The sequence below is a fragment of the Solilutibacter silvestris genome (assembly GCF_050574925.1).
GTDB classification, from domain to species: domain Bacteria; phylum Pseudomonadota; class Gammaproteobacteria; order Xanthomonadales; family Xanthomonadaceae; genus Solilutibacter; species Solilutibacter silvestris_A.
Window position 1 is genome coordinate 75094 of record NZ_JBCMOO010000001.1, and the last position, 14135, is coordinate 89228.

The following is a 14135-nucleotide window of genomic DNA, read 5'->3' on the forward strand; positions in this document are numbered from 1 at the left end:
CGCTGTTCGCGGACATGGGCAATCGCCTTTCGAAGATCTATACCAAGACCGGTGACGATGGCAGTACCGGTCTCGGCGACGGCAGCCGCACCGGCAAGGATTCGTTGCGCGTCGCCGCCTACGGCACCGTGGACGAAGCGAATTCCTGCATCGGCCTGCTGCTTGCCAGCGCTGTGCCGGACGATATCCGCGACCTGCTGACCTCGATCCAGCACCAGCTGTTCGATCTCGGTGGCGAACTGTGCATCCCCGGCCATTCGGCCATCGACGATGCCGACATCGAACGCCTCGAGCAGCGGCTCGACCACTACAACGACGCCTTGCCGCCCCTGAAGGATTTCATCCTGCCTGGCGGCGGCGAAGCCGCCTCGCGCTGCCATGTCGCGCGCACGGTGGTCCGTCGCGCCGAACGCGAAACCGTCGCGCTGGCACGGGTGGAAACGGTGCGTCCGCAGGCGGTCCGCTATCTCAATCGCCTCTCCGACCTGCTGTTCGTGCTGGCACGCGTGCTGGCGCGTGACAGCGGCCACGGCGAAGTCCTCTGGCAGCACGAGCGCCGGCGTTGAATCTGCGCGTTTACACGCACGCCGCCTGCCTCGACCACGACACCGGCCCCGGTCACGCCGAACATTCCGGTCGCCTGCGCGCGGTGCTCGATGCACTGCGGGCATCGGCACTGTCGCTCGACTGGCAGGATGCGCCGCAGGCAACGCGCGAAGACCTGTTGCGCGTACACCACGCCGCATTGATCGATCGCGTGCTTGCAGGCCCCACCGGCGACGACATCGAATGGCTGGATTCCGATACCGCGCTATCGCCCGGCAGCCCCGAGGCCGCGTTGCGCGCGGCCGGCGCCGCGATCGCCGCGGTCGACTGGGTGCTGGCCGGCGATGATCGCCGCGCGTTCTGCGCGGTGCGCCCGCCCGGGCACCATGCCGAACCCGACATGGCGATGGGCTTCTGCCTGTTCGACAACATCGCGCTCGCCGCGGCGCATGCGCTGGCGAGCGGCATCGAACGGGTGGCGATCGCCGACTTCGACGTCCACCACGGCAACGGCACCCAGGCGATCTTCGAACGGGAGCCGCGCGTGCTCTTCGTCGACACCCACCAGTCGCCGCTCTATCCCGGCACCGGCGACGCCGACGAGACCGGCGTCGGCAACATCGCCAACGCGCCCTGGCCGCCGCTGGCCAGCGCCCAGGCGGTGCGGACGCTGTGGGAAGAGGTGCTGATCCCGCGCATCGATGCCTTCAGGCCGCAGTTGCTGCTGGTCTCGGCCGGCTTCGATGCCCATCGCGAGGACCCGCTGGCGCAGGGCCTGTTCGAGACCCGCGATTTCGCCTGGATCACCGAACGGCTGGTAGAAGTCGCCGAACGCCATGCCGGCGGCCGCATCGTTTCGACGCTGGAGGGGGGCTATGCCCTGCCGGCGCTGGCGGATTCCGCCCGCGCCCACGTCACCGCGCTATGCGGTCAGCGCTGCTGAGGGGTTCAGGCATTCCCGCAGCTCGGAATCGGTCGGCAGCGGGTCGTGACGGGTGGTTTCGGCCATGCCTATGCACCAGCGGCGCATGAACGGAAGCGTGGTCTTGATTGCCCGCAGGCAAGCGATCCGGCAAAGTAGCGCGACTTGGCATTCAGGAAGCCCCGTGCGCCCCAACCCGCGCCTTTTGCCCCTGTCGTTGTGTATCGCTGCGGCCCTGCCGCTCCAGGCTGCTGAGAAATACCAGCTGGATTGGGGGCGTTGCCCGGCCAAGGACCCCGTTCCGATCTTCACCGATACGGCGCCGACCGGCGACGAGAAGGTCACCCCGCGCAAGCAGCTGCAGACCACCCTGGAAGGCGACGAACAGACCGGCACGGTCGACATGCCGGTGTTCAACGGCAACGTGGCCCTGAACCGCGGCAACCAGTTCCTGGGCGCCGACCACGTCAGCTACGACCGCGACAAGGACACCTACACCGCCGAAGGCCACGTGCGCTACCAGGATCCGAAGATGCGCATCCTCGCCGACAAGGCGCAGGGCAACCAGGCGGCCGACACCCACACCATCGACAACATCCGCTACCAGATCGTTTCCAAGCGCGGCAACGGCACCGCCGACCGCATCGACCTGAGCGGCAGCAAGGGCGAGCTCTACGACGCCACCTACACCACCTGTCCGCCGGAAAAGCGCGACTGGGAGCTCAAGGCCTCGCGCATCGACGTCGATACCGAGGAAGGCATGGCGGTGGCGCACAACGCCAAGATCCGCGTCGGCAAGGTGCCGGTGGCCTACATCCCGTGGTTCAAGTTCCCGATCGACGATCGCCGCCGCACCGGCCTGCTGTTCCCGTCGATCTCGCAGACGCAGCGCAACGGTTTCGACTGGCGCCAGCCGATCTACATCAACATCGCGCCGAACTACGACGACACCATCAGCCCGCGCATCATGACCGCGCGCGGCATCGCCCTCGACAACGAATTCCGCTACCTCAACGAGAGCGGTTCCGGCGTCGCGCGCACGATGTGGATGCCCAACGACAAGCTGCGCGATCGTTCGCGCGGCAGCTTCACCTACCAGGCCTTCCAGAACCTGTCGCCCAACTGGCAGGCGCGCGCCAACCTGTTGTGGTTGAGCGATCCGCGCTACCTGGAAGACTTCAACAGCAGCGCCGTCGGCCTCGCCCAGTATTCGGCGATGAGCGAAGTCGGCGTCTACGGCCGCGGTCACCACTGGGACGCGTCGATCAGCGCCGACCACTGGGTGCGCACCGACTACACCCTGACCGAGGCATCGCTGCCCTACGATCGCCTGCCGCGCATCACCTACAACCTCGACACCCCGGTGGGCGTGCTCTTCCGCGCCGGCGTCAATGCCGAGGCCGTGCGCTTCCAGCACCAGAATTACCGCAATTTCGCCACGGGCACCTTCGACCAGACCGGCCCGTCGCTGCGGATTCCCGGCGGCAGCCGCTTCGACATCAAGCCCTTCGTGTCGATGCCGCTGCAGGGCAATTGGTGGTTCCTGACGCCCACCGTGGCCTGGCGCTATACCGCCTACCAGCTCGACGGCGATCTCGCCGACAACAACGCCAAGGATCGCGCGATCGCGGCCGAAGCACTGCAGGGCCGTTACTGGAATCGCGATACCGTGCCTGACACGGTCTGGCAGCCGCTGGTCAAGCGCAATCCGACCCGCAGCCTGCCGATCGTGTCGCTGGACGGCGGCATCCAGTTCGACCGCAACGTGCACTGGGGCAGCAAGGATTACGTGCAGACGCTGGAACCGCGCGTGTTCTACCTGCACACGCCGTATCGCGACCAGTCGATGCTCCCGGTCTTCGATACCGGCCTGCTGACCTACAGCTGGGGACAGCTGTTCCGCGACAACCGCTATTCCAGCGCCGATCGCCAGAGCGACGCCAGCCAGGTGACATTCGCGCTGACCACGCGCATGAACCGCGAATCCGACGGCCACGAGAAACTGTCGGCCAGCATTGGCCAGATCCTTTACCTCGACGACTCGCGGGTGACCTTGCCCGGCGAAATTCCGTTGAAGCAAGGGCGCTCCGCCTGGATCGCGGACGCCAACTACGCCTTCAACGACCGCTGGACCATGGGCGCGTCCTACCAGTGGGATCCGCGGACCAAGCAGCGCGACCTGGTTTCGGTGCGCACGCGTTACATATGGGGCGAGGACGGCATCGTCAACCTGAGCTACCGCTACCGTCGCAACCTGCTCGAGCAGGCCGACCTGCAGTTCCTCTACCCGATCAGCTCGTCGTGGAGCATCGTCGGCCGCTACTACACCTCGCTGCGCGACCAGACCACCTGGAAGCACACCGTCAAGCCGCTGGAAATCGTCGGCGGCGTGCAGTGGGACAGCTGCTGCGTCGCCGTGCGCATCGTCGGTCGCCGCTATGTCGCCACCCGCGAGGGCGACCTGCGCAACGGCATCATGCTGGAGTTCGAACTGAAGGGACTCGGTTCGGCCGGACAGGACACGAGGCGCATTTTGCGCCGTGCTATCCTCGGCTACTTCCGCGACGACCTTTATCTCGTCCCACCTGAAGCCCTGTCGTCAGGGCAACACACCGTCGATCCGGACCCCATTCAATGAAGATTCTGTTCCCCGCCGTCCTCGCCCTTCAACTGGCGCTGGTCGCGCCGTCGTTCGCCCAGCAGGCCGCTTCCACCACGTCCATCGACGGCATCGCCGCCGTCGTCAACGAAGACGTGATCCTGAAAAGCGAACTGGCGCGGGCGATGGCCAACGTGCAGCAGCAGTACACCGGTCGCGCCAACGAGCTGCCGCCGCACGACATCCTCGAGAAGCAGATCCTCGAACGCCTGATCCTGCAGCGCCTGCAAGTCGCGCGCGCGCAACAGAGCGGCATCACCGTCGATGACCAGGAGCTCGGCCAGGCGATCGAATCGATCGCGCAGAACAACAAGGTCAGCGTCGACCAGTTGCGCCAGCAGCTCGCGCACGACGGCCAGTCCTTCGACAGCTTCCGCAATGCCGTGCGCGACGAACTGCTCACCCAGCGCCTCAAGCAGGCCTATGCGCAGGGCGCCGTCCACGTCAGCGAATCGGAAGTGAACGCCGCGCTCGCGGCGCAGTCCAACACCGGCACGCAGCTGCATCTCGCCAACCTCGTGGTGGCGCTGCCCACCGGCGCCACGCCGGAGCAGATCGCCACCGGCCAGAAGAAGATCGATGGCGTCAAGGGCCTGATCGACCGCAAGGAAATGGACTTCACCGCGGCGGCCATCCGCTATTCCGACGCGCCCAATGCGCTTGACGGCGGCGACCTCGGCTGGCGCTCGGCGCAGGAAATCCCGGCGGCATTCGCACAGATCGTCGGCAACATGAAGCCCGGCGACGTCGCCGGCCCGATCCGTGGCGCGACCGGCTTCCAGCTGCTGAAGCTGGTGGAAACGCGCGATGGCAGTGCCGGCCTCGGCACCGTCACCCAGTACCACACCCGCCAGATCCTGGTGAAGTCCAAGGATCCCGCCAACGATCCCAAGGGCAAGGCCCGCGCCGAAACCCTGCGCGCCCGCCTGGCCGGCGGCGCCAATTTCGCCAAGATCGCGGAATCCGATTCGGATGACGCCGTCGGTCGCAGCAACAGCGGCGATACCGGCTGGCGCAGCCAGGACGGACTGGGCGCCGAAGTCGGCGCGGCCGTGGCCGCGCTGCGTGATGGCGAAGTCAGCCAGCCGGTCCAGACCAAGGATGGCTGGGTGATCGCACAGCGCGTCGCCAGCCGCCAGGGCGTGGCCGCCAGCGAAGACCAGCGTGGCGCCATGCGCGAAACGATCGGTCGCCGCAAGCTGGAAGACGCGTATGACCGCTTCCTGCGCGAAATGCGCGGTGAAGCCTATGTCGACGTCCGCGTCGGCGCCGATGCGACGCCGCAACAGCCGGCACAGGACGCGACGCCGGCCGCACCGGCACCGCCGGCGAAAAAGAAGGGCTGATCGTCGTGACGACCCGCTTGGCCCTCGTCCCCGGGGAGCCGGCGGGTATCGGTCCGGAACTCTGCGTCCGCCTGGCGCAACGCGCCGAGCTGTCCACGCTCTGCACGGCCTACGCGGACCCCGACGTACTGACGCAGGCGGCGACCGCATTGCAGTTGCCGCTGGAGTTGTTGCCTGCCGACGCTGACGTCACCCGTGGCGGGCAACTGCGCGTCATCGAACACCGTCTGCCTGCGCCGACCCGTGCTGGCCATCCCGATCCCGCCAACGCAGCCGCAACGATCGCTGCGCTCGATGCTGCTGCAAGCGATTGCCTGGCAGACCGCATGCATGGCCTTGTCACCGGGCCGTTCCACAAGGCCGCGATCAACGATGGCGGCATCGCTTACACCGGCACCACCGAACGCCTCGCGCATCAGGCCGCCCGCGACGTGGTGATGATGCTGGCGCGCCCGGGCCTGCGCGTGGCCTTGGTGACGACGCACCTGCCCTTGCGCGATGTACCCGACGCGATCACCGCGGATCGACTGGAACGCATCCTGACGATCACCAGCGATGCCTTGCGCAACGACTTCGGCATCGGCTCGCCATGCATCGCCGTGCTCGGGCTCAATCCGCACGCAGGCGAAGACGGACACCTCGGGCGCGAGGAACTCGACATCATCATCCCTGCACTGGAACGGCTACGCGCACGTGGGCTGGACATCGAAGGCCCGTTGCCCGCCGATACCGCCTTCCTGCCGGACAAACTTCCGCGGTTCGACGCGGTGGTCGCGATGTACCACGACCAGGGCCTGCCGGTGCTGAAATCGACCGGGATCGAACACGCGGTCAACATCACGCTGGGCCTGCCTTATCCGCGCGTCGCCGTTGACCACGGGACCGCGCTCGACATCGCCGGCAGTGGGCGGGCATCGCCGGACAGCCTGTTCGCAGCGGTGGCGCAATGCGCGCAATTCGCCGGACAAGGGAAGCAGACGCCATGAACGATTCCGCCAGTTTCCGCCCCGGCGCCAAGAAGCATCTCGGCCAGAACTTCCTGCACGAACGCGGCGTGATCGAAAAGATCGTGCAGGCGATCGATCCCAAGCCCGGCGACACCATCGTCGAGATCGGGCCCGGCCAAGGCGCGATCACCTTCCCGCTGCTCGACCGCCACGGCGAACTGACCGTCATCGAATTCGACCGCGACCTGATCTTCCCGTTGACCGAAGCCGCCCGCCGGCACGGCAACCTGGAAGTGATCCATCGCGACGTGCTGCAGGTCGACTTCACCAAGCTGGCCGGCGAAAGGAAAATCCGCTTGGTCGGCAACCTGCCCTACAACCTGTCGTCGCCGATCCTGTTCCACGCGCTCGATCACGCCGCTTCGATCACCGACATGCATTTCATGCTGCAGAAGGAAGTGGTCGATCGCATGGCCGCCGGCCCCGGCAGCAAGGTCTACGGACGCCTGTCCGTGATGCTGCAGGCCTATTGCACGGTGACGCCACTCTTCGTCGTGTTGCCCGGCTCGTTCCGGCCCGCGCCCAAGGTCGATTCCGCAGTGGTGCGACTGGTGCCGCGCGATCCCACGACCATCGACATCCGCGATCCCCGCCGCTTCGCCGACGTGGTTCGCGCAGCCTTCGGGCAACGCCGCAAGACGCTGCGCAACGCCTTGAATGGCGTGGCCGATTCGGCCCAGATCGAGGCCGCCGGGCTGCGCCCCGATGCCCGCGCGGAACAGGTCGACGTCGCCGGATTCGTGCGCCTCGCCAATCTCGCGCAAGACGCCTGATTCCGCTGCTGGCGCAACATTCACTTATCCGTCTTACACTGTCGTCATGAACGCGATGGACGACTATGCCTTCGACGTGGACGTCGACACCAGCTACCTGGACGACGAATCGTCGCCCGATGAAGACCGCTTCGTCTTCTCGTACACCATCACCATCCGCAACAGCGGCAAGGTGCCGGCACGCCTGGTGCGTCGCCACTGGCTGATCACCGACGGCGAAGGCCATGTCGAGGAAGTGCATGGCGATGGCGTGGTCGGCGAGCAACCGTGGCTGCGTCCCGGCGACGGTTTCCAGTACGTGTCCGGCGTGGTGCTGGGCACAACGGTCGGCACCATGCAGGGCAGCTACGACATCGTCGCCGACGACGGCACCGAATTCGCGGCCAAGATCCCTGCGTTCACCCTGACCATTCCACGCACTTTGCACTGACGCCCAAGGAGGCCTGCCATGGCAGTGTGGGCGATTGGCGACCTGCAAGGCTGTTACGACGCGACGCAACGATTGCTGGAACGAATCCGTTTCGATCCCGCGCGCGACAAGCTGTGGTTCTGCGGCGACCTGGTGAACCGCGGCGGCGAATCGCTGGAAACGTTGCGGCTGGTGCATTCGCTGCGCGCCAACGCCAGCATCGTGCTCGGCAACCATGACCTGTCGCTGATCGCGATCGGCGAGCGCCGCCCCGAGGAACAGCGGCGCGTCAATCCCGACCTGCAACGCGTGGTGTTCGCCGACGACGCCCGTGTCCTGCTCGACTGGCTGCGCCAGCAGAAGCTGTTCCATGTCGACCGCGAACTCGGCTGGGCGATGGTGCACGCCGGCCTGCTGCCGCGCTGGAGCATCGACGAAGCGGAATCGCTGGCGCGGGAAGTGGAAACGCGCCTGCAGGGCAACGGCTTCCGCAAGCTGCTCAAGACCATGTACGGCAACCGGCCGATGTGGAATCCGCGCCTGACCGGCCCGGAGCGCCATCGCGCCATCATCAACGTGTTCACGCGCATGCGCTACTGCTCGCCACGCGGGCGCATCGCCTTCGAAGAGAAAGGCACGCCGGGCACCCAATCCGCCGGCATGTATCCCTGGTACGAATCGCCGGAACGGGTGCCGCGTGAACTGTCGATCGTGTGCGGCCACTGGAGCACGCTGGGCCTGATGATCGGGCTCGGCGTCCACGCCATCGACACCGGCGCGGTCTGGGGCGGCAAGCTCACCGCGCTGCAACTCGATTCCGAGGAATTGCTGATCCGTCAGGTCAAGGGCCGCGTGGTTCCGGCCGCGGAAGCCGCGCAGGCCGACGACTAGGCCGGATCGATCCGCACGTAATCCGCGAATTCGAACGCGTATTCGTTGCGGGCATCGGCGGGATGCGCTTCCCGCGATGTCTCGCGCCATTGCGCCGGATCGAAGCGCGGGAAGAAGGCATCGGCGCCTTCGATCGCGGCATCGACCCAGGTCAGGTGCATGCGCGTGGCGATCGGCAAGGTCATGGCGAAAATCTCGCCACCGCCGATCACGCAGACCTCCTCCTCATTCTTCGCCGGCGCCAGCGCCGACTCCAGCGTCGCGAATGCTTCCATCCCGGTGAAGGGAACACTGCCGGAGCGCGTCAGCACCAGGTTGCGACGCCCCGGCAGCGCACGCCCGAGAGACTCCGCGGTCTTGCGTCCCATCAGCACCGGTTTGCCCAGCGTCAGCGCCTTGAAACGCTTGAGGTCGTCCGGAAGCCGCCACGGTAGTGTGTTGTCCTTGCCGATGGCATGACCGCGATCGAGGGCGACGACGAGGGAAACGATCATCAGACGGCAACCGGCGCCTTGATCGCCGGCAGCGGATCATAGCCGTGGATGGCGATGTCCTCGAAGCGGAAACCGAAGATGTCGCGGATCCCCGGGTTCAATTCCAGCTTCGGCAACGGACGCGGCGTGCGCGACAACTGCTCGTCGGCCTGGTCGAAATGATTGGAATACAGGTGCGCATCGCCCAGCGTGTGGATGAAATCGCCGACCTCGAGATCACAGGCCTGCGCGATCATGTGCGTCAGCAACGCGTAGCTGGCGATGTTGAAGGGCACGCCGAGGAAGATGTCGCCGCTGCGCTGGTAGAGCTGGCAGCTCAGTTTCCCGTCCACCACGTAGAACTGGAACATGGTGTGGCAGGGCATCAGCGCCATCTTCGACAGGTCGCCGACGTTCCAGGCATTGACGATCAGGCGTCGTGAATCGGGATTGCGCTTGATCTCGTCGATCAGCCACGCGATCTGGTCCACCGTGCCGCCATCGGCAGTCGCCCAGCTGCGCCACTGCTTGCCGTAGACCGGTCCGAGCTCGCCTTCGTCATTGGCCCATTCGTCCCAGATGCTGACGCCGTTCTCTTTCAGGTAACGGATGTTGGTGTCGCCCTGCAGGAACCACAGCAGTTCGTGGATGATCGACTTGGTGTGCACCTTCTTGGTGGTGACCAGCGGAAACCCTTCGGCAAGATCGAAGCGCATCTGCCAGCCGAACACGCTGCGGGTGCCGGTACCGGTGCGATCGCTCTTGTCCGCGCCGTGTTCGCGGACGTGGCGCAACAGGTCGAGATACTGCTTCATTGCTTGCCTCCGGCAAGATGCTTCATGCCACTTCTTTCATCCGCAGCACCGGCGACGTATGCGACTTCCACAGCAGCAATAGTCCGGCGAGCACCAGCGGCACGCTGAGCAACTGCCCCATCGTCAGCCAGCCGAAGGCGAGATAGCTCAGCTGGGTGTCAGGAATGCGCACGAACTCGATGACGAAGCGGAACACGCCATACAGCAGCAGGAACATCCCGGAGACGGCGAAGCGCGGACGCGGCTTCTTCGAGAAGAACCACAGCACCAGGAACATCACCAGGCCTTCGAGGAAGGCTTCGTAAAGCTGCGACGGGTGGCGCGCGAACGGATTCAACGCACCGGCGCCGAGCAGCACCTGCAGCTGGTCGGCAGACTGGCCGTGATATGGCGGTGGCAACGATTGCGGGAACACCACACCCCAGCCGTTGTGGGTGTACTTGCCCCAGAGTTCGCCGTTGATGAAGTTGCCGATGCGGCCGAAGCCGAGACCCGGTGGCACCAGCGGCGCGATGAAGTCGGCGACGTCGAAGAAATGCATGCCCTGCTTGCGCGCCCAGTACCACATCGCCAGCATCACGCCGATCAGTCCGCCGTGGAAACTCATGCCGCCGTTCCACACCTCGAACACCTGCAACGGATGTTTCAGGTAGGTGCCGAGATCGTAAAAGAGGATGTAGCCGATGCGGCCACCGAGGATCACGCCGAGCATGCCGTAGAACATCAGGTCGCCGAAACCGGCTTCGCTGACACCGGGCAGGAAATTCTGGCGAATGCGCCGGCGGCCCAGCCACCACGCCAGCGCGAAGGCGAGCAGGTACATCAGGCCGTACCAGTGCACCTGCAATGGCCCCAGAGGTCCATACCAAGGTAGTTGCCACGGACCGAAACTGAGTGCGACGGGATTGATCTGGTGGAGCAGCGGCATCGGCGAGGATCGGTGGGTGAAAGGGCTATTTTGCCCGAGTCTGCCTGCTCACCGGAGAATGACCGGTTCGTCTGGCAGCTCGTCTTCATCCACCTCGCCCGGGCGCTGCGGGAAATGCGCTTCCAGCACCGCGGTGATCGCCTCGATGCCTTCGGCGACTGCGGCCTCGGGTTCGCCGGCGGTGAGGCGCTCCTCCATCAGCTGGCAGATGCCGCGCCACTGTTCGGCGCTCACCAGGCCTTCGAAACCACGGTCGGCGACGATCTCGATGCGGCGATCCGCCAGTTCCAGGTAAATCAGGACACCATTGTTGGCCGCGGTATTCCATACCCGCAGGTTCGAGAACGCCTGCAACGCGCGCTCGCGCGGCGACACATCGCGCCAGACCTCGCCCAATGGCAAGTCGGATTCGACCGCGAAACAGATTTCGCCACGATGGCGCGACTCGCTGGCGCGGATCAGTCCGGCGATGCGCTGCAGGCTGTCGGCCGGAAACAGCGATCGGGCCGGACGGGCGAATGCGTGACGCCAGAGGCGGCCGACCATGCCCATCACCAGCTCCCCGAGGCGCCACCGCCTCCGCTGCTGCCGCCACCACCGCTCCAGCCGCCTCCGCCGCCGAAGTCACCGCCACCTCCGCCAAAACCCCCGCCGCCACCGCCCCAGCCACCCCAACCACCCTGGTTGGCGTAACGGCTGACCGACGCGCTCATCAGGCCGACGAACAATCCGAGGAAGGCGCCGATCGCAGCGACGGCCACCACGCCGCCGATCAACCAGGCGACGCCACCGGCGACCGCCGCGGTGCCGATGCCGCGCACGCCCGCCGGCAACCAGCCGAGCAAGGCGCGCGCGACCATCGCGGCGATATAGGCCGCGATCAGCGCACCGACCCAGTTGACGCCGTGATCGCGCGGCTGCTGCGATTGCGCAACCGGCGGTGGCAGGGTTTCGCCATCGATGAGCTTGACGATCTGCGCGCTGGCGTCCTTGATGCCGCCGGCGAAATCGTTCTGGCGGAACTTCGGGACCATGTATTCCTGGATCACGCGCCAGGCGATGGCATCCGGGATCGCGCCCTCAAGACCGTAGCCGGTCTGGATGCGCGCGCGATGGTCGTCCTTCGCCACCACGATCAGCACGCCATCGTTGATCTTCTCGCGTCCGATCTTCCATTGCTGGTAGACGCGTTGCGCGTAGTCGGCGATGTCTTCCGGCGACGTGCTCGCCACCATCAGGATCTGCAGCTGGCTGCCCTTGCGCTGTTGCAGGTCGAGCGCCTGCTGCTGCAGCGCCTGCTTGTCTTCGGCCGAGAGCGTGCCGGTGGTGTCGACCACCGGCGAATCGAGCGCGGGGATCGTCGCCAATCCCTTCTGCGCCTGCGCGACCACGCTGCAGGCGAGCAGCAGGAAGATCGCGACAAGACGACGCCAGTTCATGCGTCGTGTTCCTGGGGAGAATCCGCGATCAGTGCGCAGGTGCCGGCTGCGACGACGATGCCGGCGCCGCGCCGCCGAAATCGACCGTCGGCGCGTTCTGGATCTGCTGCTCGTTCTCGACGGTGAAGTTCGGCTTGACCTTGTAGCCGAACATCTTCGCGGTCAGGTTGACCGGGAACTGGCGGATGTAGCTGTTGTAGTCCTGCACCGTGTCGATGTAGTTCTTGCGTTCCACCGCGATGCGGTTCTCGGTGCCTTCCAGCTGCGCCTGCAATTGCAGGAAGCCCTGGTCCGCCTTCAACTGCGGATAGTTTTCGGAGACGGCCAGCAAGCGACCGATCGCGCTCTGCAGGCCCTGCTGCGCGGCCTGGAATTGCGCCAGCGACTGCGGATCCTCGGCATTGACGTTGATCGCACCCACCTTGGAACGCGCCTCGGTCACTTCGGTCAGCACCTTTTCCTCGTGCGTGGCATAGCCCTTCACGGTGTTGACGAGATTCGGCACCAGGTCGGCACGGCGCTTGTACTGGTTGATCACCTGCGACCAAGCCGCCTTCACGCCTTCGTCCTTGCGCTGGATGCTGTTGTAGCCACAACCGGACAGCAGCGAAACCAGCATGAGCAGCAACACAACGCGGATGGTTGTCATCGGATCCTCTCCAAGTAGGAAGCCGGGCCTGGGCCCGGCGCATTCATTCGATCAATCGTCGGTGAACAAACGTTCATTTCAGGTGAATTTTCGGACCACTCACCAGTCACCACTGCCCGGAACATGGTGAGTCCGGGCATTGCGTCGCATTAGCTGGTTCAACCATTCCACCAGAACCGAGAAGCCCATCGCAAAATAGATGTAGGGCTTGGGCGTGTGGACATCGAAGCCGTCGAGGATCAGCACCACGCCGATCAGCAGGATGAAGGCCAGCGCCAGCATCTTGACCGTCGGGTTGGCGTCGATGAAGCGGCCCATCGGATTCGCCGCCAACAGCATCATCGCGACCGCGATCAGCACCGCCATCACCATGATCGGGATATCGCGCGCCATGCCGACGGCGGTGATCACCGAGTCCAGCGAGAACACGATGTCGATGATGGCGATCTGCAGGATGACCATGCCGAAGGCCGACGACGCGCGCGTCGTGCGCGGATCCTCGTCATCGCCGCCGCTGATCAGTTCGCGGATTTCCATCGTCCCCTTCACCAGCAGGAATGCACCACCGACGATCAGCACCAGGTCTCGGATCGAGAAGCCCATGCCGGCGATCGTGAACAGGTCACGGCTCATCCGCGCCAGGTAGGCCAGCGAGATCAGCAACAGGATGCGGGTGATGCAGGCCACCGCGATGCCGATCTTGCGCGCGACCGGGCGCTGCGCTTCCGGCAGGCGCCCCACCGCGATCGAAATGAAGACGAGGTTGTCGACGCCAAGCACGATTTCCAGCGCGCTCAGCGTGACCAGCGTGACCCATGCGGAGGGGTCGGACAGGAAGGACAGATCCATCAGGGCTGGTCCAGAAAGCGTGGCAGCAGGATCAGGCCCCAGGTCAGCAGCACGTTCATCATCAGCACGAACACCGCCGCCGAGCCCATGTCCTTGGCGCGTCCCGCCAGTTCATGGAATTCCGGGCCGTAGCGCTCGATCACCGCTTCCACCGCGGAGTTGAGCAGTTCCATCGCCATCACCAGGGTCATCGAGCCGATCAGCAACGCGCGCTCCACACCGGAAGCGCCGAGGTGGAAACCGAGCGGCGCCAGGATCACGAACAGCACGACCTCGAGGCGGAACGAGGATTCGTGCAGCCACGCCGCCTGCAGCCCCTTGAGCGACCACAAGGTCGCGCGGTAGATGCCGCGCGGTCCGCGCGGTAGATGTCCAATCGAATCAGCCATGGCGAAATGATGCCACAGCCCGGTTTTGCCGCCGCAACGC

General features: G+C 65.6%; 16 protein-coding genes. 8 read left to right on the plus strand and 8 right to left on the minus strand.

Annotated elements, in window-relative coordinates; translation table 11 throughout:
* Window positions 1–14: 14 nt before the first annotated feature.
* The 8 genes from ABE093_RS00380 (at window position 15) to ABE093_RS00415 (ending at window position 8553) form a co-directional block, all read left to right on the plus strand.
* A complete protein-coding gene (locus ABE093_RS00380) occupies window positions 15–566 on the plus strand; it encodes a cob(I)yrinic acid a,c-diamide adenosyltransferase (RefSeq protein WP_430758883.1) in 552 nt (183 codons plus the stop codon).
* Between the two features lie 2 nt (window positions 567–568).
* The gene (locus ABE093_RS00385) at window positions 569–1489 is read left to right on the plus strand and encodes a histone deacetylase family protein (RefSeq protein WP_430758914.1); all 921 of its coding nucleotides are present in this window, start codon (window positions 569–571) and stop codon (window positions 1487–1489) included.
* A 163-nt stretch (window positions 1490–1652) separates the two neighbouring features.
* Window positions 1653–4106, plus strand: coding sequence for an LPS-assembly protein LptD (gene lptD / locus ABE093_RS00390; RefSeq protein WP_430758884.1), 2454 nt, complete (start codon window positions 1653–1655; stop codon window positions 4104–4106).
* Entirely contained in the window at window positions 4103–5473 is a 1371-nt protein-coding gene (locus tag ABE093_RS00395) for a peptidylprolyl isomerase (protein WP_430758885.1), read from the plus strand. Before lptD ends, ABE093_RS00395 begins: the two co-directional genes overlap by 4 nt.
* Window positions 5474–5478: 5 nt before the next feature.
* Window positions 5479–6459, plus strand: a complete 981-nt coding sequence (gene pdxA / locus ABE093_RS00400; RefSeq protein WP_430758886.1) for a 4-hydroxythreonine-4-phosphate dehydrogenase PdxA — start codon at window positions 5479–5481, stop codon at window positions 6457–6459.
* Window positions 6456–7253 (plus strand): 16S rRNA (adenine(1518)-N(6)/adenine(1519)-N(6))-dimethyltransferase RsmA, encoded by a 798-nt coding sequence (gene rsmA / locus ABE093_RS00405; RefSeq protein WP_430758887.1) that lies wholly within the window; start codon window positions 6456–6458, stop codon window positions 7251–7253. Before pdxA ends, rsmA begins: the two co-directional genes overlap by 4 nt.
* A gap of 46 nt (window positions 7254–7299) precedes the next feature.
* Window positions 7300–7683, plus strand: a complete 384-nt coding sequence (apaG, locus tag ABE093_RS00410; RefSeq protein ID WP_430758888.1) for a Co2+/Mg2+ efflux protein ApaG — start codon at window positions 7300–7302, stop codon at window positions 7681–7683.
* Window positions 7684–7701: 18 nt separating this feature from the next.
* Window positions 7702–8553 (plus strand): symmetrical bis(5'-nucleosyl)-tetraphosphatase, encoded by an 852-nt coding sequence (locus ABE093_RS00415; RefSeq protein ID WP_430758889.1) that lies wholly within the window; start codon window positions 7702–7704, stop codon window positions 8551–8553.
* Here ABE093_RS00415 and ABE093_RS00420 read toward each other — a convergent pair.
* The 8 genes from ABE093_RS00420 to ABE093_RS00455 all read right to left on the minus strand — a co-directional run bounded on the left by ABE093_RS00420 (window position 8550) and on the right by ABE093_RS00455 (window position 14095).
* The gene (locus ABE093_RS00420) at window positions 8550–9047 is read right to left on the minus strand and encodes a dihydrofolate reductase (protein ID WP_430758890.1); all 498 of its coding nucleotides are present in this window, start codon (window positions 9045–9047) and stop codon (window positions 8550–8552) included. The two genes, ABE093_RS00415 and ABE093_RS00420, sit on opposite strands and share 4 nt — an antisense overlap.
* Window positions 9047–9841: a thymidylate synthase gene (locus ABE093_RS00425; protein WP_430758891.1), complete on the minus strand. Its 795-nt coding sequence runs from the start codon at window positions 9839–9841 to the stop codon at window positions 9047–9049. The genes ABE093_RS00420 and ABE093_RS00425 overlap by 1 nt, the downstream gene beginning before the upstream one ends.
* 22 nt (window positions 9842–9863) lie before the next feature.
* Entirely contained in the window at window positions 9864–10769 is a 906-nt protein-coding gene (gene lgt / locus ABE093_RS00430) for a prolipoprotein diacylglyceryl transferase (protein WP_430758892.1), read from the minus strand.
* Between the two features lie 48 nt (window positions 10770–10817).
* Window positions 10818–11315, minus strand: a complete 498-nt coding sequence (locus ABE093_RS00435) for a TPM domain-containing protein (RefSeq protein WP_430758893.1) — start codon at window positions 11313–11315, stop codon at window positions 10818–10820.
* Between the two features lie 5 nt (window positions 11316–11320).
* Window positions 11321–12208, minus strand: coding sequence for a TPM domain-containing protein (locus ABE093_RS00440; protein WP_430758894.1), 888 nt, complete (start codon window positions 12206–12208; stop codon window positions 11321–11323).
* A gap of 28 nt (window positions 12209–12236) precedes the next feature.
* Entirely contained in the window at window positions 12237–12857 is a 621-nt protein-coding gene (locus ABE093_RS00445; RefSeq protein WP_430758895.1) for a LemA family protein, read from the minus strand.
* A 99-nt stretch (window positions 12858–12956) separates the two neighbouring features.
* Window positions 12957–13706, minus strand: coding sequence for a TerC family protein (locus tag ABE093_RS00450; RefSeq protein ID WP_430758896.1), 750 nt, complete (start codon window positions 13704–13706; stop codon window positions 12957–12959).
* Entirely contained in the window at window positions 13706–14095 is a 390-nt protein-coding gene (locus ABE093_RS00455; protein ID WP_430758897.1) for a diacylglycerol kinase, read from the minus strand. The genes ABE093_RS00450 and ABE093_RS00455 overlap by 1 nt, the downstream gene beginning before the upstream one ends.
* Window positions 14096–14135 lie beyond the last annotated feature (40 nt).